This is a genomic window from Kitasatospora sp. P5_F3, from assembly GCF_054049135.1.
Genome location: NZ_JBFUMY010000036.1, coordinates 113,008 through 136,105 on the forward strand (window position 1 = coordinate 113,008; position 23,098 = coordinate 136,105).

At 72.2% G+C, this 23,098-nt stretch carries 19 protein-coding genes and 3 pseudogenes; 21 read left to right on the top strand and 1 reads right to left on the bottom strand.

Features of this window, described 5'->3' with window-relative positions:
• Positions 1 to 161: 161 nt before the first annotated feature.
• The 21 genes and pseudogenes from argC (at position 162) to ACXJMZ_RS22735 (ending at position 22,182) form a co-directional block, all read left to right on the top strand.
• Positions 162 to 1,190 (top strand): N-acetyl-gamma-glutamyl-phosphate reductase, encoded by a 1,029-nt coding sequence (gene argC, locus ACXJMZ_RS22635; RefSeq protein ID WP_457031881.1) that lies wholly within the window; start codon positions 162 to 164, stop codon positions 1,188 to 1,190.
• Positions 1,187 to 1,793 (top strand): annotated as a pseudogene (locus ACXJMZ_RS22640) (bifunctional ornithine acetyltransferase/N-acetylglutamate synthase); the annotation flags it as partial. The gene argC and the pseudogene ACXJMZ_RS22640, both read left to right, overlap by 4 nt.
• Before the next feature lie 25 nt (positions 1,794 to 1,818).
• A pseudogene (locus ACXJMZ_RS22645) lies at positions 1,819 to 2,301 on the top strand (bifunctional ornithine acetyltransferase/N-acetylglutamate synthase); the annotation flags it as partial.
• 13 nt (positions 2,302 to 2,314) lie between these two features.
• On the top strand, positions 2,315 to 3,247 hold the full coding sequence (argB, locus tag ACXJMZ_RS22650; protein WP_057228285.1) for an acetylglutamate kinase: 933 nt from the start codon (positions 2,315 to 2,317) through the stop codon (positions 3,245 to 3,247).
• Positions 3,244 to 4,437 carry an acetylornithine transaminase gene (locus ACXJMZ_RS22655; RefSeq protein WP_457031882.1) on the top strand — a complete coding sequence of 398 codons (1,194 nt, stop codon included), beginning with the start codon at positions 3,244 to 3,246 and terminating at the stop codon, positions 4,435 to 4,437. The genes argB and ACXJMZ_RS22655 overlap by 4 nt, the downstream gene beginning before the upstream one ends.
• A 24-nt stretch (positions 4,438 to 4,461) precedes the next feature.
• A complete protein-coding gene (locus ACXJMZ_RS22660) occupies positions 4,462 to 5,010 on the top strand; it encodes an arginine repressor (RefSeq protein WP_057241209.1) in 549 nt (182 codons plus the stop codon).
• A 145-nt stretch (positions 5,011 to 5,155) separates the two neighbouring features.
• Positions 5,156 to 6,349, top strand: coding sequence for an argininosuccinate synthase (locus tag ACXJMZ_RS22665; protein WP_457031883.1), 1,194 nt, complete (start codon positions 5,156 to 5,158; stop codon positions 6,347 to 6,349).
• 26 nt (positions 6,350 to 6,375) lie between these two features.
• Entirely contained in the window at positions 6,376 to 7,644 is a 1,269-nt protein-coding gene (gene argH, locus ACXJMZ_RS22670; protein ID WP_457031884.1) for an argininosuccinate lyase, read from the top strand.
• A 54-nt stretch (positions 7,645 to 7,698) separates the two neighbouring features.
• Positions 7,699 to 7,986, top strand: coding sequence for a sigma-70 RNA polymerase sigma factor region 4 domain-containing protein (locus tag ACXJMZ_RS22675; protein ID WP_057228274.1), 288 nt, complete (start codon positions 7,699 to 7,701; stop codon positions 7,984 to 7,986).
• A gap of 253 nt (positions 7,987 to 8,239) precedes the next feature.
• Positions 8,240 to 8,734 (top strand): GNAT family N-acetyltransferase, encoded by a 495-nt coding sequence (locus ACXJMZ_RS22680; protein WP_057228272.1) that lies wholly within the window; start codon positions 8,240 to 8,242, stop codon positions 8,732 to 8,734.
• A gap of 389 nt (positions 8,735 to 9,123) precedes the next feature.
• Positions 9,124 to 10,149, top strand: coding sequence for a methionine ABC transporter ATP-binding protein (locus tag ACXJMZ_RS22685; protein ID WP_457031885.1), 1,026 nt, complete (start codon positions 9,124 to 9,126; stop codon positions 10,147 to 10,149).
• On the top strand, positions 10,146 to 10,883 hold the full coding sequence (locus ACXJMZ_RS22690) for a methionine ABC transporter permease (RefSeq protein WP_457031886.1): 738 nt from the start codon (positions 10,146 to 10,148) through the stop codon (positions 10,881 to 10,883). Before ACXJMZ_RS22685 ends, ACXJMZ_RS22690 begins: the two co-directional genes overlap by 4 nt.
• Before the next feature lie 45 nt (positions 10,884 to 10,928).
• Positions 10,929 to 11,753: a MetQ/NlpA family ABC transporter substrate-binding protein gene (locus tag ACXJMZ_RS22695; protein ID WP_457031887.1), complete on the top strand. Its 825-nt coding sequence runs from the start codon at positions 10,929 to 10,931 to the stop codon at positions 11,751 to 11,753.
• 124 nt (positions 11,754 to 11,877) lie between these two features.
• Positions 11,878 to 12,480 carry a GNAT family N-acetyltransferase gene (locus ACXJMZ_RS22700; RefSeq protein WP_457031888.1) on the top strand — a complete coding sequence of 201 codons (603 nt, stop codon included), beginning with the start codon at positions 11,878 to 11,880 and terminating at the stop codon, positions 12,478 to 12,480.
• Between the two features lie 118 nt (positions 12,481 to 12,598).
• Positions 12,599 to 13,858 carry a precorrin-6y C5,15-methyltransferase (decarboxylating) subunit CbiE gene (cbiE, locus tag ACXJMZ_RS22705; protein WP_457031889.1) on the top strand — a complete coding sequence of 420 codons (1,260 nt, stop codon included), beginning with the start codon at positions 12,599 to 12,601 and terminating at the stop codon, positions 13,856 to 13,858.
• Positions 13,859 to 14,290: 432 nt separating this feature from the next.
• On the top strand, positions 14,291 to 17,548 hold the full coding sequence (cobT, locus tag ACXJMZ_RS22710) for a nicotinate-nucleotide--dimethylbenzimidazole phosphoribosyltransferase (protein ID WP_457031890.1): 3,258 nt from the start codon (positions 14,291 to 14,293) through the stop codon (positions 17,546 to 17,548).
• A 103-nt stretch (positions 17,549 to 17,651) separates the two neighbouring features.
• Positions 17,652 to 18,884 carry a uroporphyrinogen-III C-methyltransferase gene (cobA, locus tag ACXJMZ_RS22715; RefSeq protein WP_457031891.1) on the top strand — a complete coding sequence of 411 codons (1,233 nt, stop codon included), beginning with the start codon at positions 17,652 to 17,654 and terminating at the stop codon, positions 18,882 to 18,884.
• 41 nt (positions 18,885 to 18,925) lie between these two features.
• Entirely contained in the window at positions 18,926 to 19,732 is an 807-nt protein-coding gene (locus ACXJMZ_RS22720; protein ID WP_457031892.1) for a TrmH family RNA methyltransferase, read from the top strand.
• Positions 19,733 to 19,829: 97 nt separating this feature from the next.
• Positions 19,830 to 20,528 carry a TetR/AcrR family transcriptional regulator gene (locus tag ACXJMZ_RS22725; protein WP_457031893.1) on the top strand — a complete coding sequence of 233 codons (699 nt, stop codon included), beginning with the start codon at positions 19,830 to 19,832 and terminating at the stop codon, positions 20,526 to 20,528.
• A complete protein-coding gene (locus tag ACXJMZ_RS22730; protein WP_457031894.1) occupies positions 20,525 to 21,649 on the top strand; it encodes an FAD-dependent oxidoreductase in 1,125 nt (374 codons plus the stop codon). The genes ACXJMZ_RS22725 and ACXJMZ_RS22730 overlap by 4 nt, the downstream gene beginning before the upstream one ends.
• Positions 21,650 to 21,801: 152 nt before the next feature.
• Positions 21,802 to 22,182: a VOC family protein gene (locus tag ACXJMZ_RS22735; RefSeq protein WP_457031895.1), complete on the top strand. Its 381-nt coding sequence runs from the start codon at positions 21,802 to 21,804 to the stop codon at positions 22,180 to 22,182.
• A 26-nt stretch (positions 22,183 to 22,208) separates the two neighbouring features.
• Here the strand turns inward: ACXJMZ_RS22735 and ACXJMZ_RS22740 are convergent.
• A pseudogene (locus ACXJMZ_RS22740) lies at positions 22,209 to 23,098 on the bottom strand (hypothetical protein); the annotation flags it as partial.

Sequence of the window (23,098 nt, forward strand, 5' to 3'; positions counted from 1 at the left end):
GGGTGGCCGACCTGACGGAGACGTGCGCGGTCGTGGGTGCCGGGTGCCCGGCGTGTGCCACGCTGCCGACCGGATCCGCCGCCCCCGGGCGGGCCGTGGGGACTCCTTGCATGAATGTTCCGTGATGCGTATATTCATGCCGAGTCCTAGGAGGGATCATCATGGCATTGCGAGTCGCCGTCGCCGGCGCCAGTGGGTATGCGGGCGGGGAGGTGCTGCGTCTGTTGCTCGGGCATCCGGAGATCGAGATCGGGGCGCTGACCGGCGGGTCGAATGCCGGGACGAGATTCGGTGAGCTCCAGCCGCACCTGCTGCCGCTGGCCGACCGGGTGCTGGAGCCGACCACTTCCGAGGTGCTGGCCGGGCACGACATCGTCTTCCTCGGGCTGCCGCACGGGCAGTCGGCGGCCGTCGCCGAGGCGCTCGGCGACGACGTGCTGGTGGTGGACTGCGGGGCGGACTTCCGGCTCCAGGACCCGGCGGTCTGGGAGAAGTTCTACGGCTCGCCGCACGCCGGCACCTGGCCGTACGGCCTGCCCGAGCTGCCCGGCCACCGGGCCGCGCTCAAGGGCACGAAGCGGATCGCCGTCCCCGGCTGCTACCCGACCGCCGTCTCGCTCGCGCTGTTCCCGGCGTACGCCGCGAAGCTGGCCGAGTCGGAGGCCGTGGTGGTCGCCGCGTCCGGTACCTCCGGTGCGGGCAAGGCCGTCAAGGCGCACCTGCTGGGCAGCGAGGTGATGGGCTCGATGAGCCCGTACGGCGTCGGTGGCGGGCACCGCCACACGCCCGAGATGGCGCAGAACCTCGGCCCGGTCGCGGGCGAGGAGATCACCGTCTCGTTCACCCCCACGCTGGCGCCGATGCCGCGCGGCATCCTGGCCACCTGCAGCGCCAAGGCGAAGCCCGGCGTGACCGCCGCGAGCCTGCGCGCCGCGTACGAGCAGGCCTTTGCCAACGAGCCGTTCGTCCGGCTGCTGCCGGAGGGTCAGTGGCCGCGGACCAGCTCGGTCTACGGCTCGAACGCCGCGCTGGTCCAGGTCGCGCTGGACGAGCACGCGGGCCGGATCATCGCGATCAGCGCGATCGACAACCTGGTCAAGGGCACCGCCGGTGGCGCGGTGCAGAGCATGAACATCGCCCTCGGACTCCCCGAGGAGCTCGGCCTTCCGCTGAACGGAGTTGCACCGTGACGAACACTCAGAACGTAGGCGTGACGGCGGCGAAGGGCTTCCGCGCCGCCGGCGTCACCGCGGGCATCAAGGCCAGCGGCACCCCCGACCTGGCCCTGGTGGTCAATGACGGACCGTCGAACGCGGCGGCCGGCGTCTTCACCTCCAACCGGGTCAAGGCCGCCCCCGTGCTCTGGTCCGAGCAGGTGGTGAAGGGCGGCCGGATCTCCGCGGTCGTTCTCAACTCCGGTGGCGCCAACGCCTGTACCGGCCCGCTCGGCTTCCAGGACACCCATGCCACCGCCGAAAAGGTGGCCGCCGAGCTGTCGCTGAACGCGGGCGAGGTGGCGGTCGCCTCCACCGGTCTGATCGGTCTCCGGCTGCCGATGGACCTGATGCTGCCCGGTGTCGAGCAGGCCGCCAAGGCGCTCAGCGCGGACGGCGGCGAGGCCGCCGCGATCGCCATCAAGACCACCGACACCGTGCACAAGACCGCGCAGGTGACGAAGAACGGCTGGACGGTTGGCGGGATGGCCAAGGGTGCGGGCATGCTCGCCCCCGGTCTGGCCACCATGCTGGTGGTGCTGACCACCGATGCCGAGGTCACCGCCGAGGGCCTGGACGCCGCGCGGCGCCGCCCCCCCCCCCACCCCTGGCCTCGGGCGCGTCCGAAGTCGTCCCGGAGCAGGACGAGTTCGCCGCCGCCGTGGCCACCGTCTGCGCCGACCTGGCCCGCCAGCTGATCGGTGACGCCGAGGGTGCGAGCAAGGACATCCGGATCGATGTGACCGGCGCCGCCACCGAGCAGGAGGCCGTCCAGGTGGCCCGGGTGATCTCCCGGAACAACCTGCTCAAGTGCGCCCTGCACGGCGAGGACCCGAACTGGGGCCGGGTGCTGGCCGCGATCGGCACCACCGACGCCGCCTTCGACCCGGACCAGCTGAACGTGGCGATCAACGGCGTCTGGGTCTGCAAGGACGGCAGCGTCGGCGAGGACCGGGACCTGGTGGACATGACCGGCCGCGAGGTGGTCATCACCGCCGACCTGCGGGCCGGTGAGGCGGCGGCCACGGTGTGGACCAACGACCTCACCGCCGACTACGTCCACGAGAACAGCGCCTACTCCACCTGAGCCGGGGGACCCCGTGAAGATCGCACCCAAGGGCGAACAGGCCCGTAACAACACCGCGTTGCCCAAGGCACTGACCCTGATCGAGGCGCTGCCCTGGCTGGAGCGCTTCCACGGCAAGACCGTGGTGATCAAGTTCGGCGGCAACGCCATGGTCGACGAGTCGCTGAAAGCGGCCTTCGCCCAGGACGTGGTCTTCCTTCGCTACGCCGGTCTGCACCCGGTGGTGGTGCACGGCGGCGGCCCGCAGATCAGCGCCCAGCTGAGCAAGCTCGGCCTGGAGTCGTCCTTCACCAACGGCCTGCGGGTCACCACCCCCGAGACCATGGACGTGGTCCGGATGGTGCTGGCCGGCCAGGTCCAGCGCGAGCTGGTCGGGCTGCTGAACGAGCACGGCCCGTTCGCGGTCGGCATGACCGGCGAGGACGCGCACACCATGACCGCCGTGAAGCGGTACGCCGTGGTGGACGGCGAGCAGGTCGACATCGGCCTGGTCGGAGACATCGTCAACATCGAGGCGGGCGCCGTGAAGGCGCTGATCGGGGACGGCCGGATCCCGGTCATCTCCTCGATCGCGCGCGGTACCGACGGCCACGTCTACAACATCAACGCGGACACCGCCGCCTCCGCCCTGGCGGTCGCGCTGGGTGCCGAGATGCTGGTGGTGCTGACCGACGTCGAGGGCCTGTACGCGGACTGGCCGAACTCCGACGACGTGATCAGCCAGCTCGGCACCACCGAGCTGGAGGAGCTGCTGCCGACACTGGCCAGCGGCATGCTGCCGAAGATGGAGGGCTGCCTGAACGCGGTCCGCTCCGGCGTCGGCACAGCACGTGTGCTGGACGGCCGGGTGCAGCACAGCCTGCTGCTGGAGATCTTCACCGACGAGGGCATCGGCACCATGGTCGTGCCGGACGACGAGACAACGGTCCTGGGGGGCCTGGCATGACGAACGATCAGCTCACCCAGCGGTGGCAGCACTCGCTGATGGACAACTACGGCACCCCCCGGATCCCACTGGTCCGGGGCGCCGGCTCGACCTTCTGGGACGCCGACGGCACGGAGTACCTGGACCTGGTCGGCGGGATCGCGGTGAACGCGCTCGGCACCGCCCACCCGGCGATCGTCGAGGCGGTCACCGCGCAGATCGGGCAGCTCGGCCATGTCTCCAACCTGTTCATCGCCGAGCCGACCGTGCGGCTGGCCGAGCGGCTCCTTGAGCTGTTCGGGCGTGACGGCGGCCGGGTGTTCTTCTGCAACTCCGGCGCCGAGGCCAACGAGGCCGCCTTTAAGATCAGCCGGCTGACCGGCCGGACCCACCTGGTCTCGCTCCAGGGCAGCTTCCACGGCCGGACCATGGGCGCCCTGTCGCTCACCGCCCAGCCCGCCAAGCAGACCCCGTTCGTACCGCTGCCCGGTGACGTCACGTACGTCCCGTTCGGCGACATCGAGGCGCTCCGGGCGGCTGTCACCACCGAGACCGCCGCCGTCTTCCTGGAGCCGATCCAGGGCGAGAACGGCGCGATCCCGCTGCCCGAGGGCTATCTGACGGAGGCTCGGGCGATCACCCACGCCACCGGCACCCTGCTGGTGCTGGACGAGGTGCAGACCGGCATCGGCCGGACCGGGCACTGGTTCGCCCACCAGGCGTACGAGGGCGTCGAGCCGGACGTCATCACGCTGGCCAAGGGTCTCGGCGGCGGGCTGCCGATCGGCGCGGCGGTGGCCTTCGGCGAGGCGGCCGAGCTGTTCCACGCCGGTCACCACGGCACCACCTTCGGCGGCAACCCGGTGGTCGCGGCGGCGGGTCTGGCGGTGCTGGACACGATCGTCGCCGACGGGCTGCTGGCGCACGTGCAGAAGGTCGGCGAGCAGCTGCGCACCGGCATCGAGGCGATCGGCTCCCCGCTGGTCGACCACGTCCGGGGTGCCGGCCTGCTGCTGGGCATCGTGCTCACCGCGCCGGTCGCCGGGAAGGTGCAGGCGGCCGCCCAGCAGGCCGGGTTCCTGGTCAACGCCGCCGTGCCGGACGCCGTCCGGCTGGCTCCCCCGCTCGTCCTCACCGAACAGGAGGCGGACCGCTTCCTGGCCGCACTGCCGGAGATCCTGAACAGCGTCGCCCCCGACGCGAACGCCTGAGCGAACTCCGGGAGAATCCTCGACATGACCGCACCCAACCCCGACCAGCCCGCCGCCGGGCCGACGTCGCAGGTCCCGCAGACCCGCACCGCACGGCACCGGCGGATCGTGGACCTGTTGACCCGTCAGCCCGTCCGCTCGCAGAGCCAGCTCGCCAAGCTGCTCGCCGATGACGGACTGGTGGTCACCCAGGCCACCCTCTCCCGGGATCTGGACGAGTTGGGTGCGGTGAAGATCCGGAACCGGGACGGCGCGCTCATCTACGCCGTCCCGGCCGAGGGCGGGGACCGCACCCCGCGCGCCCCGATGGGGGAGTCCGCCACCGAGGGCCGGATGGCCCGGCTGGCGGGCGAACTGATGGTGTCCGCCACCGCCTCCGGCAACCTGGTGGTGCTCCGGACCCCGCCGGGCGCCGCCCAGTTCCTGGCCTCGGCGATCGACCAGGCCGAGGTCTTCGAGATCATCGGCACCATCGCCGGTGACGACACGGTCCTGCTGATCAGCCGCGACCCGTTCGGCGGCCAGGCACTGGCCGACCACCTGATGCAACTGGCCCAGGCCAAGGCGCAGTAAGCGCCCCTCCGAAAGCCCGCCACAGGCGAACCCGGCCCTCCCGAGGTCCGCCGCAGGTGACCCCCTGTTTTGAGTTTCATACGGCGTAGTGCATACTTATGCCTGTCGTCGTAACCCTGTTCGCACTGTTGTGAAGGAGAAAGCCGTGACCGAGCGCGTCGTACTCGCCTACTCGGGCGGTCTGGACACGTCCGTCTGCATCGGCTGGATCGCCGAGGAGACGGGCGCCGAGGTCATCGCCGTCGCCGTCGACGTCGGCCAGGGCGGCGAGGACCTGGACGCGATCCGCCAGCGCGCGCTGGACTGCGGCGCCGTCGCGGCCGAGGTCGCCGACGCCCGTGACGAGTTCGCGAACGAGTACTGCCTGCCGGCCCTCAAGGCCAACGCCCTCTACCAGGGCCAGTACCCGCTGGTCTCGGCGCTGTCCCGGCCGGCCATCGTCAAGCACCTGGTCGCCGCCGCCAAGAAGCACGGCGCCACCACGGTCGCCCACGGCTGCACCGGCAAGGGCAACGACCAGGTCCGGTTCGAGGTCGGCATCCAGTCGCTGGCCCCCGAGCTGAAGTGCATCGCCCCGGTCCGCGACTACGCGATGACCCGGGACAAGGCGATCGCCTTCGCCGAGGCGAAGAACCTCCCGATCGTCACCACCAAGAAGAACCCGTACTCGATCGACCAGAACGTCTTCGGTCGCGCGGTCGAGACCGGCTTCCTGGAGGACATCTGGAACGCCCCGATCGAGGACGTCTACGAGTACACCCAGAACCCGGCCACCCCGCGTGAGGCGGACGAGGTCGTCATCACCTTCGAGGCCGGTGTCCCGGTGGCCATCGACGGCCGCAAGGTCTCGGTGCTGCAGGCGATCGAGGAGCTCAACAAGCGCGCCGGTGCCCACGGCATCGGCCGGCTGGACATGGTCGAGGACCGCCTGGTCGGCATCAAGTCCCGGGAGATCTACGAGGCCCCCGGCGCGATCGCGCTGATCACCGCGCACCAGGCGCTGGAGAACGTCACCGTCGAGCGCGAGCTGGCCCGCTACAAGCGGCAGGTCGAGCAGCGCTGGGCCGAGCTGGTCTACGACGGCCTGTGGTTCTCCCCGCTCAAGCGCGCGCTGGACGGCTTCATCAACGAGGCCAACCAGGTCGTCTCCGGCGAGATCCGGATGGTCCTGCACGGCGGCCGCGCCGTCGTGAACGGCCGGAAGTCGGACCAGTCGCTGTACGACTTCAACCTCGCCACCTACGACACCGGCGACACCTTCGACCAGTCGATGTCCAAGGGCTTCATCGAGATCTTCGGCCTGAGCTCGAAGATCGCGGCCCGCCGCGACCTGGCCTGATCCCGCATCACCCGCCCCGGCTGCCCGTGGCGGCCGGGCTGCTCAGCGAGGACGAGCTGACCGGCATGCTCGGCGGCCTGGACGCGCTGCTGGCCGACGTGGCGTCAGGTGCCTTCACCGGCACGGTCGCCGACGAGGACGTGCACACCGCGCTGGAGCGCGGCCTGCTGGAGCGGCTCGGTCCCGACCTGGGCGGCAAGCTGCGGGCCGGCCGGTCCAGGAACGACCAGATCGCCACCCTGTTCCGGATGTACCTGCGGGACCACGCGAAGATCATCGGCGGCCTGCTGCTCGACCTCCAGCACGCGCTGGTCGGCCTGGCCGAGGCGCACCCCGACACCGCGATGCCGGGCCGCACCCACCTCCAGCACGCCCAGCCAGTGCTGTTCGCCCACCACGTCCTGGCGCACGTCCAAGCCCTCGGCCGGGACGCCGAGCGGCTGCGGCAGTGGGACACCCGGACCGCCGTCTCCCCGTACGGCTCCGGCGCGCTGGCCGGTTCCTCGCTCGGGCTTGACCCGGAGGCGGTCGCCGCCGAGCTGGGCTTCGAGCGCGGCTCGGTGGGCAACTCGATCGACGGCACCGCCTCGCGGGACTTCGTCGCCGAGTTCGCCTTCGTCACCTCGATGATCGGGATCAACCTCTCCCGGATCGCCGAGGAGGTGATCATCTGGAACACCAAGGAGTTCGGCTTCATCACGCTGCACGACGCCTTCTCCACCGGGTCCTCGATCATGCCGCAGAAGAAGAACCCGGACATCGCCGAGCTGGCCCGGGGCAAGTCCGGCCGCCTGATCGGCAACCTGACCGGTCTGCTGGCCACCCTCAAGGCGCTCCCGCTGGCCTACAACCGGGACCTCCAGGAGGACAAGGAGCCGGTCTTCGACTCCTGCGACACGCTCGAGGTCCTGCTGCCCGCCTTCACCGGCATGATGGCCACCCTGACGGTCCATCGGGAGCGGCTGGAGGAGCTGGCCCCGGCCGGCTTCTCGCTGGCCACCGACATCGCCGAGTGGCTGGTCCGGCAGAACGTCCCGTTCCGGGTCGCGCACGAGGTGGCGGGCGCCTGCGTCAAGTTCTGCGAGGGCCAGGGCATCGAGCTCTCCGACCTGACCGACCAGCAGTTCGCCGAGATCTCCGCGCACCTGACCCCCGAGGTCCGCTCGGTGCTCACCGTGCACGGCTCGATCGCCTCCCGGAACGGCCGGGGCGGCACCGCACCGTCCGCCGTCGCCGCCCAGCTGGCCGAGCTCAAGGCCGACCTGGCGGTCCAGCAGGAGTGGGTCCAGGGCTGAGCGCCACCTGAACGAGGGGGCGTCCACGGGCGCCCCCTCGTCGTTTCCTGAGGTGTGATCCGTTACGCCGAACTGCGCCCCGTCCTCACCCGAACGGAGTGGGTGGTCCCGTCCGCCGAGGAGCAGGTGCTGACCGCCGCCCGGGAGCGCGCGGTGCGCCGCGCGCTGGCCCGCCTGCCCGGCCGCTGCCCCGAACTGATGACCGCCATCGCCGAGGCCCCCGAGCTGACGTACCGCCAACTCGCCGAGCGGCTCGGCCTGCCGCGCGGCAGTATCGGACCCACCCGCTCGCGCTGCCTCGCCTGCCTGCGCGCCCTCCTGCACAACGAACGGCCGGAGTGACGCTCGCCACGTCGGGCGGCCGGAAGGTTGCCGGAGGCCGGACGGTGGGTAGAGCGGTGGCTAACGTGCCCTTGACGGTCTCTCAAGCGGCCGGATACTGGGCAGGCGCGCAGATCCGACCCCGAGGACAGTCGGGGCACGACTGCGCCACCCCCGGTCAGGGCAGATCCCCGGCCGGGAATCCTTCGCAGGGCAACCGGTGTGCCACCCTCACCCCGCGCACCGGGAACTAACGATGGGGAGGCCCCAGCACATGGGCATGAGCGTGAGCATCTCGGTGGCGAACGAAGAGGACGCGGAGCAGATCCTGAAGCTCCAGTACCTCGGCTACCAGTCCGAAGCCGAACTGTACGGCGACTGGGCGATCGAGCCCCTGACCCAGACCCTGGAGAACCTGCGTACCGAACTGGCCGAACGCCACGTGCTGGTCGCCCGGCTCGGCGAGGAGATCGTCGGCACCGTCCGCGGCTCGGTGGACCAGGACGGCACCGCGCACGTCCACCGCCTGGTGGTGCACCCGCGCATGCAGCGGCACGGCCTCGGCGGCCGCCTGCTGGACGCGGTGGAGCGGCAGCTCAGCGCCGAGGGTCCGGTCAGCTCCTTCGAGCTGTTCACCGGCCACCGCAGCCTGGGCAACCTGCGGCTGTACGCCCGGCACGGCTACCGGCAGACCGAGGTCCGCGAGGTCAGCCGGAGCCTGAGCATCGTCACCCTGGCGAAGCGGGTGGTGGTCGCGGCCGCGGCCTGAGACTCCCCGGAAGAGCACCCGACCTGATGACCGGTCGGGTGCTCTTTGCGTTGTCATACCTGTGTCGTGTCCGCATTTCGGACCGGTGTTCCTGATAATTGAGACCGTGTCCATATGTCTGATTTACTTTGACCCATGACCACGACGACGACCTGCACCCCCACCGGCGCCACGCCGGCCGGAGAGCGCTGCATGTGTTGTTGTCGAATGTGTCGCTTCTGAGGGCTTCCGCCCCTCTTCCCGCGCACCCCGTGCCGTGACTCGTAAGGGTCATGCCCACGCGCGCCCCCGCCGCTCAGCGGCAACGATCGAAGCATGGCCGGACCTGATCCTCCCTCAGAGGTGTGCCTCCGCATGCCGTCGTCCGCCCCCGACCAACGGAAGCAGCCGTGATCACCACCAAGGACCTGACCAAGGTCTACCGAACCCGAGGCCGCGAGGTCACCGCCCTGGCCGGGGTGGACCTGCACGTGCGCGAGGGTGAGGTCTACGGAGTCGTCGGCACCAGCGGCGCCGGCAAGTCCACCCTGATCCGCTGCGTCAACATGCTGGAGCGCCCCAGCTCCGGCACGGTCACCGTGGACGGCGTCGAGCTCACCGCGCTGCCCGGGACCGAACAGCGCGCGGGCGCCGAACTGCGGGCCGCCCGCCGCCGGATCGGCATGGTCTTCCAGCACTTCAACCTGCTCTCCTCGCGCACCGTGCAGCAGAACGTCGAACTCCCGCTGGAGATCATCGGACTGGACCGGGGACAGCGTCGCCGCAAGGCCGGAGAACTGCTCGAGCTGGTCGGCCTGGCCGACAAGGCCCGCAACTACCCCGGCCAGCTCTCCGGCGGCCAGAAGCAGCGGGTCGGCATCGCCCGGGCGCTGGCCGGCGACCCCAAGGTGCTGCTCTCCGACGAGGCCACCTCGGCGCTGGACCCGGAGACCACCCGTTCGATCCTCGCCCTGCTGCGCGACCTCAACCAACAGCTCGGCCTGACCGTGCTGCTGATCACCCATGAGATGGACGTCATCAAGTCCGTCTGCGACTCCGCCGCCCTGATGCGCGGAGGCCGGGTGGTCGAGGAGGGGAAGCTGACCGACCTGCTCGCCACCGAGAACTCCCAGCTGGCCCGCGAACTCTTCCCGCTCGGCGAGTTCGGCCACGGCCACCGCGGCAACACGGTCTTGGAGATCACCTTCCAGGGCGACACCTCGGCCCGGCCGTTCGTCTCCCAGCTGGCCCGCACCTACCAGATCGACATCAACATCCTCGGCGCCGCGGTGGAGACCATCGCCGGCCGGATGGTCGGCCGGATGCGGGTCGAACTGCCCGGCGGACACCGGGACAACGTGGTGCCGATCGGCTTCCTGCGCGAGCAGGGCCTGCAGGTCGACGTGCTCGAGGAGAAGGGCGGGGCAGCGGCATGACCTTGGACGAGATGCTCGAACTCATGAAGCCCGCCACCGTGGAGACCTTCCAGATGGTCGGCGTCGCCTCGGTTCTCACCGTCCTGATCGGCCTCCCGATCGGCCTGCTGCTGGTGCTCACCGACCGGGGCGGAGCGCTGCAGAACCTCCCGGTCAACCGGGTCATCGGCACCGTGGTGAACATCGGCCGCTCGCTGCCGTTCATCATCCTGATGGTCGCTCTGCAGGGCTTCACCAGGGACCTGGTGGGTACCACCATCGGCTGGGAGGCAGCCACCGTGCCGCTGACCATCGGGGCCATCCCGTTCTTCGCCCGACTGGTGGAGACCTCCGTCCGCGAGGTGGACGGCGGGCTGCTGGAGGCCGCGCACGCGATGGGCGGCGGTACCTGGACCACGGTCCGCAAAGTGCTGATCCCCGAGTCGCTGCCCGCGCTGGTCTCCTCGGTCACCACCACGGTCATCGCGCTGATCGCCTTCTCCGCGATGGCCGGCACGGTCGGCGGCGGCGGACTGGGCACCCTCGCCGTCAACTACGGCTACCAGCGCTTCGAGACCACCTTCATGTGGGTGATCGCTGCCGAACTGGTGATCATCGTGATGGCCATCCAGCTGATCGGCGACCTGATCGTGGGTCGGCTCACCAACCGGGGCCAGTCCGGCGGGACCACCCGTCTGCTGCGCTCGCGCGACACCCGCTCCGAGAAGGACGAGGAACTCGTCCTTCCGCACTGACCCCGTTCCACTGTTTTCACCGTTCCATGGAGAAAGGCACTTTTCGTGCGTAACGTCCTGAAGTTCACCAGCGTCATCGCCACCGCCGGGCTCGCCCTGTCGCTCACCGCCTGCGGCAGCGACAGCTCCTCGGGCTCGAGCTCCGACGCGGCGCTCAAGGTGATCGCGAGCCCGACACCGCACGCGCAGATCCTGGACTACGTCAAGAAGAACCTGGCCGACGCGGCCGGGCTCAAGCTCGACGTCAAGGTGGTCACCGACTACGTGACCCCGAACACCGCCGTCCAGGACGGTTCGGCCGACGCCAACTACTTCCAGCACGTGCCGTACCTCGAGGAGTTCAACAAGAAGCACGGCACCGAGATCGTCTCGGTCGAGACCGTGCACCTTGAGCCGCTCGGCCTGTACTCCAAGAAGGTGAAGTCGGTCGGCGAGCTCGCCAACGGCGCCACCGTCGGCCTGCCCAACGACGCCACCAACGAGGGCCGGGCACTCAAGCTGCTGGCCGACAACAACGTCATCACGCTGAAGGACGGCGTCGGCACCACCGCCACCCCGGCCGACGTGACCGCCAACCCGAAGAACCTCAAGTGGAAGGAGCTGGACGCCGCCCAGCTCCCGCGCTCGCTGCCGGACCTGGACGCCGCCGTCATCAACGGCAACTACGCCCTCGACTCGGGCCTCAACCCCGCCACCGACGCCATCCTGCTGGAGAAGGCCGAGGGCAACCCGTACGCCAACATCCTGGCCGTCAAGAAGGGCAAGGAGAGCGACCCGCGGGTCAAGAAGCTCGCCGAGCTGCTGCATTCCGCCCAGGTGAAGGACTACATCAACACCACCTTCAAGGGTTCGGTGATCCCGGCCTTCTGACGGTCCGTGACGGCACCCCCGCCCGGTGGGCGAGGGTGCCGTCGTGCTGTTTGCGGGTACCGTGTCACGGCCCGGACAGGGCGGGGCGTACCGTGAGTCCACGACCCGGCGAGGAGAGAGACGGATGGCAGCGAGCTTCCCCGAGACCGCGATCAGCACCGAGCGGCTGCTGCTGCGCCCCCTCGCGGAGACGGACGCGCCCAGCCTGGTGGCCATGATGGCCGACGAGCAGGTGCACGCCTGGACCGCCATCCCGCAGCCCTTCACCGACGGCCACGCCCTGGAGTGGATCCGGGAGTTGGCCCCCGCTCGGCGGGCGGACGGGCGAGGAATCGTTTTCGCCGTCACCGAGCATCTGACCCAGCGGGTCGTCGGCGTGGTCGAACTGCGCTGCACCGACTGGCGGTTGCGCTCCACCGAGGCCACCTACGTGACCGCCGCCTGGGCCCGGGGCGAGGGCTACGCACCCGAGGCGGTGAACGGGGTCGCGCAGTGGCTGTTCGAGGACCGTGACTTCCTCCGGCTCGAACTGCGCACCGCCGCCGGCAACACCGCCGGGCAGCAGGTCGCGCAGAAGCTCGGCTGCATCAGCGAGGGGGTGCTGCGGAGTGCCTGGATAGTGCGGGACGGAGAGGAGAGCCGCAGCGACCTGATCCTGTGGAGCCTGCTCCCGGAGGACCTGGAACCGGTTGGTGCCAGGGAGCCGCACTACGCCGCAGGGCGATGAGTTCCCGAGCCCTTTGACCGGTGCGACCCTGCGCCCTGCGGCCGTACGGCAGTGCGAGCGGGTAGCCTCGGGCGTCGGGGGCCGACCGGTCGTCAGGGGACTGAGGGAGCATCGGTAGATGGCGGACCGGATCACGGTCATCGGGTGGGACGGCACACCACTGACCGAGGCGGCTGCCTCGGCGCTCGCGGGCGCGACCCTGGTCGCGGGGGCGCCCTTCCAACTGGCCGCGCTGCCGGTCCCGGCCGACGCCGAACGGCTGGTCCTCGGGAGCGTGCAGCAGGCCGCCCGCCGGATCATCGAGCACCGGGGCGCCGCCGTGGTGGTGGCCGAGGGCGATCCGGGGTACTTCGGCGTGGTCCGCGAGCTGCGCCGCCCCGAGTACGGCCTCGAACTCGAAGTGCTGCCCGGCGTCTCCTCGGTGGCCGCCGCCTTCGCCCGGGCCGGCATGCCGTGGGAGGACGCCCAGGTGGTCAGTGTCCACGGTGGACGGCTGCGCCGGGCGGCCAACGTCTGCCGGGCGTACCCGAAGGTCGCGGTGCTCACCACGGCCGATGCCGGGCCGAGCGAACTCGCGCTGATGCTCCGTGGGGTGCACCGCACCTTCGTGGTCTGCGAGGCGCTCGGAACCCCCGACGAGGACATCACCGTGCTCACCTCGGAGCGGGTGCCCGAGCACGACTGGCGGGACCCGGCGGTGGTCCTGGTGATCGGCGGCGCGGGCCCGAACCACGCGCCCGCCGAGACCTCCGGCTGGCTGGCCGGCCGTCCGCTCGGCTTCCCCGGCCCCGACCGGGGCTGGGCGCTGGACGCCGAGGCGTACGCGGGTGCGGAGCGGAGCACGGGTACGGCGGGCGGCATCGGCTCCGCGCTGCCCCCGCACGTCCGCGCGCTGGCGCTGGCCCGGCTCGGTCCGGTGCCCGGCGAGCTGCTCTGGGCGGTCGGCGCGGGCAGCGGCGCGCTGGCGGTGGAAATCGGACGTTTCGGTGCGGCGGTGGTCGCGATCGAGGCGTCCCGTTCGGCCTGCGCGCAGATCACCGTGAACGCCCGCCGGTACGGCGTCGAGGTCGAGGTGGTGCACGGGGTCGGCCCCGAGGTGCTCGGCGGGCTGCCGGAACCGGACGCGGTGGTGGTCGAGTCCGGAGGCGCCGAAGTCGTCCGGGCGGTGCTGGACCGCAGACCGGAGCGGCTGGTCGCGGTGGCGCACTCGCTCGGCGACGCCGAGGAGATCCGGGCGGCCATCGCGGGCGCGGGGTACCGGGTGGACGGCGCACTGCTGCAGTCCGCGCCGCTCGGCCCCGGGCACGGCAGTGCGGCCGGACTGGGGCTCGGTCCGGGGGAGCAGAGCCTGGTGCTCTGGGGCGAGCAGGGCTCCTGACGGCCCTTCGGAAATCGACGCGAATCGGACACCGGTTCGGGAGTCGATCGGGGATGGCCGGTAGGGTGAGGCGTTCGAGCGCGCATGCGATCGACGGTTCGTGTCCAGTTCGTCCTGTCTGCCACCTTTCTGACGTGGCGGAACCCACAGGCCGGAGCGGTCTCGGACATTCGACGTGAAGCGGGTCGGCCCGGAAGAATGCCATCGGGCCCGGTGCGGTCGTGCCGGTTGTCCCGGGCTGTCGTTGTTTCTGATGGTGTGCCACCCCTCCCACGGGCTGCTCACCGGTCCGGAGCGCGGCACGGCGGACGCCGGGCCGGAGGACGGACGGATGAATGGGCGGGAGCACGGCCCGCCCCGAGCGGAGAATTGGGCGCGGCGGTCGGCGATCACCGCGCCAAGGGTGCGGCAGCGCCCGGAAGGAGCTTTGAGATGACCGATGGCGGCCACGTCCTCAGCGAGGGCCTGCCCGAGCACCTGCTCGGCGGCGCCGATCCGCTCGGCCGCCCGGAGGGCGTCCCGACGCCGGGTGCCGAACCCCACCCCGCCTACACCTTCCTGGACCAGCCGGACGGGCTGGACGAGGACGAGGACGTGCTGCTGATGCCGGGCCCGCAGGTGTCCTGGGGCGACGCGGCCGTGCACGGCGCGGTCGAGACGGTCGTGGTGAACGAGCACGCCGCCGCCTCCCCGCTGGGCGACACCATGACGCTCCGTACGGTCGAGGATCCGTTCGCCGCCCCGCCGGCCCCGGTCGGCCAGCCGGTCGAGCCCTCCTGGCCGCCGCTCGCTCCGCCCGTCCTGGGCGTGCCCGCGGTGGCTGCAGAACCCGTTGCTCAGCCCGCCCAGGCGCGCGAGCAGGTGACGGCCCCTCAGCCGCCGCGCCGCCCGCTGCACGCCGGGCCGCCGATCCCGGACCCCTCGCTGATGACCGGCCACGTGCCGGTCCGCTCGCTCGCCGACCGGGGCCCCTCGGGGAGCACCCCGGCGTACGGCGTGCCGATCGTGTCCGCCCCGGTGGCGGTCCAGCCGATGCCCGCGCCCGTTCCCGTGGCTGCTCCGGCTCCGGCGGTGGCTCCGGTCCAGCCCGAGCCGGTCGTGGTTGTCGAGGTCCCGGCCGTCGAGGTACCGGCGGCGCCGGTCGAGGCCGTCGTGGTGGCCGAGCCCGAGCCCGAGCCGGTGGCCGTCGAGGCTCCGGTCGCGGAGCCGGTGGTGGCCGAGCCGGTGGTCTTCGAGCAGCCCGTCGTCGAGCCGGTCGCTGTCGAGGCGCCGGTCCCGGTCGAGCCGATCGCCGAGCCGGTGGCCGTCGAGGCCCTGGTCGCGGAGCCGATCGCGGTCGAGCCCGTGCTGGCCGAGCCGGTCGCCGTCGAGGTCCCGGTCGCGGAGCCGGTGGTGGCCGAGCCGGTGGTCTTCGAGCAGCCCGCTGTCGAGCCGGTCGCTGTCGAGGTGCCGGTCCCAGCCGAGGCCCCCGTCGCCGAGCCGATCGTCGTCGAACCCGTAGTGGTCGAGGCTCCGGCCGTCGAGCCCGTGGTCGCCGAGCCGGTCGCCGTCGAGGTCCCGGTCGAGTCCGTGCCGATCCCGGCCCAGGCCGCCGCGCCCGTGCGCCAGCCCGGCCGGATCTCCGCGTTCCTGGCCGCCCCGGCCCCGCACGGTCTGCCGACCGTCGAGGCCGAGCCCCGGCCCGATCTCGCCCCGTCGGCCGAGACGGTCAGCGGCGAACTGACGCCCGCGTCCTTCCCGACCCAGCTCCAGGAGCCGGCCGAGCCCGAGCTGACGGCCGTTCAGCCCGAAGCCGTGGTCGAGCCCGCCCCCGTCGAGCTCGAGCCCGAGCCCGTCCCCGTGGTGGAGCCCGAGCCGGAGCTTGTCGCAGTCGTCGCTCAGCCCGAACCCGTGTCAGAGGTCGAGCCCGTGTCAGTGCCCGAACTCGAGACGGAGCGCCCGCCCGCGGCCCCCGGCTACGACGAGGCCGGCCGCGACGCCGTCCACCAGGTGATCCGCGAGCGCCGCGACATCCGCAACGGCTTCCGCCCCGACCCGATCCCGCACGAGGTGCTGATCCGGGTCCTGGAGGCTGCCCACACCGCGCCCAGCGTCGGCTACTCGCAGCCGTGGGACTTCGTGGTGATCCGCTCGGCCAAGACCCGCCGCAAGATGCACGAACTGGCGGAGCGTCAGCGCGAGGCGTACGCCGACTCGCTGCCGAAGGCCCGGGCCAAGCAGTTCAAGGAAATCAAGATCGAGGCCATCCTCGACACTCCGGTGAACATCGTGGTCACCGCCGACCGCACCCGGGGCGGCCGGCACACCCTGGGCCGCCACACCCAGCCGCAGATGGCGCCGTACTCGGCCGCCCTGGCGGTGGAGAACCTCTGGCTGGCCGCTCGTGCCGAGGGCCTGGGCGTCGGCTGGGTGAGCTTCTTCGACGAGGAGGAGATGGTCCGCGAGCTGGGCCTGCCCGACCACCTCGACGTGGTCGCCTACCTCTGCGTCGGGTACGTGGACTCGTTCCCCGAGGAGCCCGAGCTCCAGCAGCAGGGCTGGGCCAAGAAGCGCCCGCTGTCCTGGGTGGTGCACGAGGAGCAGTACGGCAACCGCGCGCTCCCCGGCGAGGAGCCGTCCAGCCTGCTCACCGACACGCTGCGCGGCATCCGCCCGCTGGACGCCAAGGCGCTCGGCGAGGCGTGGGACCGGCTGAAGCGGATGACCAAGCCGGCCGGTTCGCTCGGCATGCTGGAGATCATCGCCGCCCAGCTGAGCGGCCTGTCCCGGAAGTGCCCGCCGCCGATCCCGGAGCCCGGCTGCGTGGCGATCTTCGCGGGTGATCACGGCGTGCACGCCCAGGGCGTCACCCCGTGGCCGCAGGAGGTCACCGCCCAGATGGTGGCGAACTTCCTGGCCGGGGGAGCGGTGGTCAACGCCTTCGCCGCCCAGGTCGGCGCCGAGGTCTGCGTGGTCGACGTCGGCGTCGCCGCCGAGCTGCCCGAGCCGATCCAGCAGGGCCGGACCACCGGCCTGCTGCCGCGCAAGGTCAAGTCCGGCACCGACGACATGACGCAGGGTCCGGCGATGAGCCGGGACGAGGCCCTGAAGGCGATCGAGGTCGGCATCGAGACCGCCCGCGACCTGGTCGCGGCCGGAAACAAGGTGCTGATCACCGGCGACATGGGCATCGCCAACACCACCGCCTCGTCCGCCCTGATCGCGGTCTTCGCGGGCCTGGACCCGGCCGAGGTGACCGGCCGTGGCACCGGCATCGACGACGAGACGCACGCCCGCAAGATCGAGGTCATCCGCCGCGCCCTGACGCTGCACCAGCCGGACCCGTCCGACCCGATCGGCGTACTGGCCGCCGTCGGCGGTCTGGAGCACGCCGCGATCGCGGGCTTCCTGCTCGGCGCCGCCTCGCTGCGCACCCCGGTGATCCTGGACGGCGTGATCGCCGGTTCGGCCGCACTGGTCGCCAAGGCCATCGCGCCCGAGGTACTGGCCGCCTGCATCGCCGGGCACCGCTCGGCCGAGCCCGGTCACAAGGCCGCGCTGGCCAAGCTCGGCCTGCGCCCGCTGATCGAGCTGGACCTGCGGCTCGGCGAGGGCACCGGCGCTCTGCTGGCCCTCCCGCTGGTGCAGAGTGCGGCCCGGGCGATGCACGATGTAGCCACCTTCGACTCCGCCGGCGTCACCGAGAAGTGATCTCTCCGCACGACCCCGCACCGGCCCGAGGGCGCGCCGGTGCGGGGTCGTGCCGCCGTACCACCGTAGAACCCTCTCCTCCCCGCCCCCAGGAGCACCGCCGATGAGCACCGCGCCCAACCCCCACCCCAGCACCGAGGGCCGCACCCCCTACCCCGTCGGCCTGCTGCTCACCGGCCGCCGGGTCGTCGTGGTCGGCGGCGGCCAGGTGGCCCAGCGCCGGCTGCCGGCCCTGATCGCGGCCGGTGCGGACATCCAGCTGATATCGCCCGCCACCACCCCCGCCGTGCAGGCGATGGCCGACGCGGGCGAGCTCACCTGGCACCGGCGGGGCTACGCCGAGGGCGACCTCGCCGACACCTGGTACGCGCTGGTCGCCACCGACGACCCGGCCGTCAACACCGCCGTCTCCGCCGAGGCCGAGCGCCTGCGGGTGTTCTGCGCCCGCAGCGACGACGCCTCCGCCGCCTCCGCCTGGACCCCCGCCTCCGGCCGGGACGGCGGCGCCACCGTCTCGGTGCTGACCGGCGACCCCCGGCACTCCGCTGCGCTGCGCAACTCCATCGTCGAGGGCCTGCGGGACGGCTCGCTGGCGGCCCGTCAGTTCCGCGCCCACGCGGCGGGCGTCGCGCTGGTCGGCGGCGGCCCCGGCGACCCCGACCTGATCACCGTCCGAGGCCGTCGGCTGCTGGCCGACGCGGACGTGGTGGTCGCCGACCGGCTCGCCCCGCGCGAGCTGCTCGCCGAACTCCCGCCGCACGTCGAGGTGATCGACGCCTCCAAGATCCCGTACGGCCGCTACATGGCGCAGGAGGCGATCAACCAGACCCTGATCGACCACGCCAAGGCGGGCAGGTTCGTGGTCCGCCTCAAGGGCGGCGACCCGTACGTCTTCGGCCGGGGCGGCGAGGAGCTGCTGGCCTGCGTCGAGGCGGGCATCCCGGTCACCGTGGTGCCCGGCATCTCCAGCTCGATCAGCGTCCCGGCGGCGGTCGGCATCCCGGTCACCCACCGGGGCATGACGCACGAGTTCACGGTGATCTCCGGCCACGTCGGCCCGGACGAGCGCTCGCTGACCAACTGGGACGCCGCCGCCCGGATGACCGGCACCCTGGTGCTGCTGATGGCGGTCGACAAGATCGGCGCGATCGCCGCCCGGCTGATCGAGGCCGGCCGCTCGGCCGACACCCCCGTCGCCGTCGTCCAGGAGGGCACCACCGCCGCCCAGCGCCGGGTGGACGCCACCCTCGCCACGGTCGCCGAGGTGGTCACCGCCGAAGGCATCAAGCCCCCGGCCGTCATCGTGATCGGCGACGTGGTCCACGTCCTCGGCTGACGGGAAGCCCCTGGTGGTGCTCGTGTGCCAAGATCGATGCCGTGGCAGAACCGAGCACCATCACCGACCCCGCCGACCCCCGGCTCGCCGACTACACCGGGCTGACCGACGTGGAGCTGCGGCGGCGCCGTGAGCCCGCCGAGGGGCTGTTCATCGCGGAGGGGGAGAAGGTGATCCGGCGGGCGGTGGCGGCCGGGTTCCGGATGCGGTCGATGCTGCTCACCCCGAAGTGGCTGGACGTCATGTCGGACGTGATCACCGACACCCCGGCGCCGGTCCACGTGGTCGAGCCCGGCCTCGCCGAGGCCGTCACCGGCTACCACGTGCACCGGGGCGCGCTCGCCTCGATGGAGCGCAAGCCGCTGCCGACCGCCCCTGAACTCCTGGTCACCGCACGCCGGGTGGCGATCCTGGAGGGCCTGGTCGACCACACCAACCTCGGTGCGATCTTCCGCAGCGCCGCCGCCCTCGGGATGGACGCCGTGCTGCTCTCCCCGGACTGCGCCGACCCGCTGTACCGACGGGCCGTCAAGGTCTCGATGGGCGCGGTCTTCGCGGTCCCGTACGCCCGGCTCGACCCGTGGCCCGCCGCGCTGCAGACCGTCCGCGAGGCGGGCTTCGAACTGCTCGCGCTCACCCCGGCTGGCGCCGACGACCTGCCCGCCGCCGCCCCGCACCTGATTCCGAAGGCCGCCGTGATGCTCGGCGCCGAGGGCGACGGCCTGACCGACCGGGCACTCGCCGCTGCCGACCGCCGGGTCCGGATCCCGATGGCGCACGGGATCGACTCGCTGAACGTCGGCGCGGCCGCCGCTGTCACCTTCTACGCCGTGAACGCCGGGGTCTGACCACCAGACCGGAGACACCGCAGTGTTCTCCGCAGTCTCGGACGAACATGTTCGTCACGTTCTTGTTCGGAGCGAACATGTTCGTTATGGTGGAGGCATGACCCCGCCCAACGAACCGCGCAGCCGTCGGGAGCGCCCCGCCAAACCCGCCCTCAGTCGGGCCGGCATCCTGGCCGCCGCCATCGAGATCATGCGGGCCGAGGGCCTGCCGAAGGTCACCATGCGCCGCCTGGCCCAGGAGCTCGACACCGGCCCGGCCTCGCTCTACGTCTACGTCGCCAACACCGCCGAGCTGCACGCCGCGATCCTGGACGAGCTGCTCGGCGCCCTCGCCACCCCGACCGAGGGCGGCTGGCGCGAGCGTCTGGAGGGCGTGCTCACCAGCTACACCACGGCGCTGCTCGCCCACCCCGCGCTGGCCCGCTCGGCGCTGGTGGCCCGCCCGAGCGGCGTGCACTACCTGGCGCTGATCGAGACCCTGCTGGCCCTGCTGGAGCAGGGCGGGGTGCCGGACCGTCAGGCGGCCTGGGGCGTGGACGTGCTGCTCCAGTACGCCACCGCCACGGCCGCCGAGCACGCCACCCGGGGCGAGGCGGCCGACACCCGGGAGGACTGGGACGCGCTGACCCGGGCCGTCCACGGCGCCGACCCGCAGACCCACCCCCGGACGGCCGCACTCGCCCCCGAGCTGCTCTCCGGTGCGCCCCGGCAGCGGCTCTCCTGGGGCATCCAGGTCCAGATCAACGGGGTTCTGCACACCCCGACTCCCCAGCACCCCGAAGGAGCAGCATCATGACGACCCATCACCCGGTCGCGATCGTCGGAGCCGGCCTCGGCGGCCTGACCCTGGCCCGCGTCCTGCACGTGCACGGCATCCCGGCCGTCGTCTACGACCTGGAGGCCTCCCCGGCGGCCCGTGGCCAGGGCGGCATGCTGGACATCCACGAGGAGTCGGGCCAGACCGCGCTGCGGGCCGCCGGACTGTACGAGGAGTTCCGCGCGCTCGTGCACCCCGGCGGCGAGGCGATGCGGGTGCTGGACCGTCAGGCCGTGGTCCACCTGGCCGAGTCGGACGAGGGTACCGGCAGCCGCCCCGAGGTGGACCGGGGGCAGCTGCGTGACCTGCTGCTCGGGTCGCTGCCCGAGGGCACCGTGCGTTGGGGTGCCAAGGTGACCGACGTACGGGCCGCCGACGGCCGGTACGAGGTGACCCTGGCCGACGGGGGCCGGTTCACCGCCGCCCTGCTGGTCGGGGCGGACGGCGCCTGGTCGAAGGTGCGCCCGCTGCTCTCCGACGCCCAGCCCGCGTACACCGGCGTCACCATGGTCGAACTCGACCTGCCGGACGCGGACGCCCGGCACCCGGCGCAGGCCGCCGTGGTCGGCGGCGGCATGCTGTTCGCGCTGGGTGGCGGCAAGGGCTTCCTGGCTCACCGGGAGGCCGACGGCAGTCTGCACGTCTACGCCAGTCTCAAGGTCCCGGTGGCCTGGCCGGACGCGGTCGACTTCGCCGACACCGACGCGGCCAAGGCCGCCCTGCTGGCGGAGTTCGCCGACTGGGACGACAGTCTGCGCGCGCTGATCACCGAGGCGGACGGCCCGCTGACGCCCCGGGCCATCCACGCCCTGCCGGTCGGCCACCGCTGGGACCGGGTCCCCGGTGTCACCCTGCTCGGCGACGCGGCCCACGTGATGTCCCCGTTCGCGGGGGAGGGGGCCAACCTCGCGATGCTGGACGGTGCCGAGCTCGCCCTCGCCCTGGTGGCCCGTCCGGAGGACCGCGAGGCGGCCCTCGCCGAGTACGAGCAGGCGATGTTCCCGCGGGCCGAGGCCGCTGCCGCCGACTCGGCCGCCAACCTGGTGGTCTGCTTCCAGGACGATGCGCCGCTCGGCCTGCTCGAGGTGTTCGGCGGCTGATCCCGAACTCGCTTACCAGGGTGCGAAGTTGACCGCCGGGCTCGACCTGCGGCGAGCCGCGTCCTAGGATCGTCCACAGACGACATCGCGTGCCGGTCACCGGCCGGGTGAGGCATGGAGGTGTCGTGAGTGCCCTCGGAGGCATTCCACTCATGGCAGTCCAGCTCAACCACACCATCATCCATGCGCTGAACGCGCAGCAGTCCGCCGAATTCCTCGCGCACATCCTCGGGTTGGAGGTCGGCACCCCCTGGGGGCCGTTCGTCCCGGTGGACACCGCCAACGGCGTCACCCTCGACTTCGCGGCCATCCCGGCCGAGTCGATCGTGATGCAGCACTACGCGTTCCTGGTCTCGGAGGAGGAGTTCACCGCCGCCTTCGAGCGCATCAAGGAGGCGGGGATCACCTACTACGCGGACCCGCACTTCAAGCAGCCGGGCGAGATCAACCACAACGACGGCGGGCGCGGGGTCTACTTCCTCGACCCGGCGGGCCACGGCATGGAGATCATCACCCGCCCGTACGGCGGCTGACGGACCCACTGGGGCGGGCGGTGGCCTCAGCTGCCGCCCGTTCCACCCGTCCCGCCGGAGACTCCGGCGCCCGGCCAGGACTCCTCCAACTGCCCATCTCCACGCACGGTGTAACGCGTCGTCGAACCGGCACCGGTGTGCGAGACCCGCTCCTCCCGGACCAGCGCGCCGCCCTCGATCCGCCAGGCCGCAGTGGCCTGCGGGTCGGCCACCGAGGAGCGGGAGGCCAGCAGGACGGGGGTGTCGGCGCTGAAGCCGTACAGCTGCACCAGGTCCACCGGTGCCGATCCCTCGGCCCGGCGCAGCACCACCAGCGCCGCCGGGGCGCCGTGGTAGCGGGCGGGCAGCACGGTGGAGAGGCCGACCTGCACGCCCTCCACCGCCGAACGCCCGTCCCGCAGCCGGATCGCCGGGCCGCCGGACAGGTCGGCGTAGCTGCGGTTGGGCCAGTCCACCGCAGGCAGCGCAACCCCGACGGCGGGGCCGAGCCCGGCGTCGGCGGCCCCCCGGGCGACCGCCGCGAACGGCGCGGCAGGCGCTTGGGCGCCGTCGATCGAGACCGAGACGGGTGAGCCGGACGTACCGGGCGCGCTCACGCCAGGGGCCGGGCGCATGCCCTGGTTGCTGCGGTTCTCGCAGCCCTGCGCTGCCGCGATGGCCAGCGCCACCCCGACGGTGACCGTCACGAAGACCACCACCCGCTGCCGGAGCAGCCGGCGCCTGGCCTCGGCGGGGCGGCCCGGCAGGGTGTGCTGGCGGTCCCGCTGGGGACCGCCCTGGCGTGGTGCCGGCGGTACGGGACGGCCGTTCGGGCCGGTCTGACGCTCCCTCACCGGCCCGTCGGCCAGCGCCTGCGGCATCGGGGCGGTGGCGGACTGGCGGCCGGGACCGGCCGGGCGGCGGAGCGGCGGCGGAC

What these genes read in the sequence shown, in the direction of transcription:
- ACXJMZ_RS22735 (WP_457031895.1), top strand. Translation starts at nt 21,802, where the DNA reads ATGGCAGTCCAGCTCAACCACACCATCATCCATGCGCTGAACGCGCAG.
- ACXJMZ_RS22660 (WP_057241209.1), top strand. Translation starts at nt 4,462, where the DNA reads ATGACCGCACCCAACCCCGACCAGCCCGCCGCCGGGCCGACGTCGCAG.
- ACXJMZ_RS22730 (WP_457031894.1), top strand. Translation starts at nt 20,525, where the DNA reads ATGACGACCCATCACCCGGTCGCGATCGTCGGAGCCGGCCTCGGCGGC.
- ACXJMZ_RS22655 (WP_457031882.1), top strand. Translation starts at nt 3,244, where the DNA reads ATGACGAACGATCAGCTCACCCAGCGGTGGCAGCACTCGCTGATGGAC.
- ACXJMZ_RS22690 (WP_457031886.1), top strand. Translation starts at nt 10,146, where the DNA reads ATGACCTTGGACGAGATGCTCGAACTCATGAAGCCCGCCACCGTGGAG.
- argC (WP_457031881.1), top strand. Translation starts at nt 162, where the DNA reads ATGGCATTGCGAGTCGCCGTCGCCGGCGCCAGTGGGTATGCGGGCGGG.
- cobT (WP_457031890.1), top strand. Translation starts at nt 14,291, where the DNA reads ATGACCGATGGCGGCCACGTCCTCAGCGAGGGCCTGCCCGAGCACCTG.
- ACXJMZ_RS22725 (WP_457031893.1), top strand. Translation starts at nt 19,830, where the DNA reads ATGACCCCGCCCAACGAACCGCGCAGCCGTCGGGAGCGCCCCGCCAAA.
- ACXJMZ_RS22680 (WP_057228272.1), top strand. Translation starts at nt 8,240, where the DNA reads ATGGGCATGAGCGTGAGCATCTCGGTGGCGAACGAAGAGGACGCGGAG.
- ACXJMZ_RS22700 (WP_457031888.1), top strand. Translation starts at nt 11,878, where the DNA reads ATGGCAGCGAGCTTCCCCGAGACCGCGATCAGCACCGAGCGGCTGCTG.
- cobA (WP_457031891.1), top strand. Translation starts at nt 17,652, where the DNA reads ATGAGCACCGCGCCCAACCCCCACCCCAGCACCGAGGGCCGCACCCCC.
- cbiE (WP_457031889.1), top strand. Translation starts at nt 12,599, where the DNA reads ATGGCGGACCGGATCACGGTCATCGGGTGGGACGGCACACCACTGACC.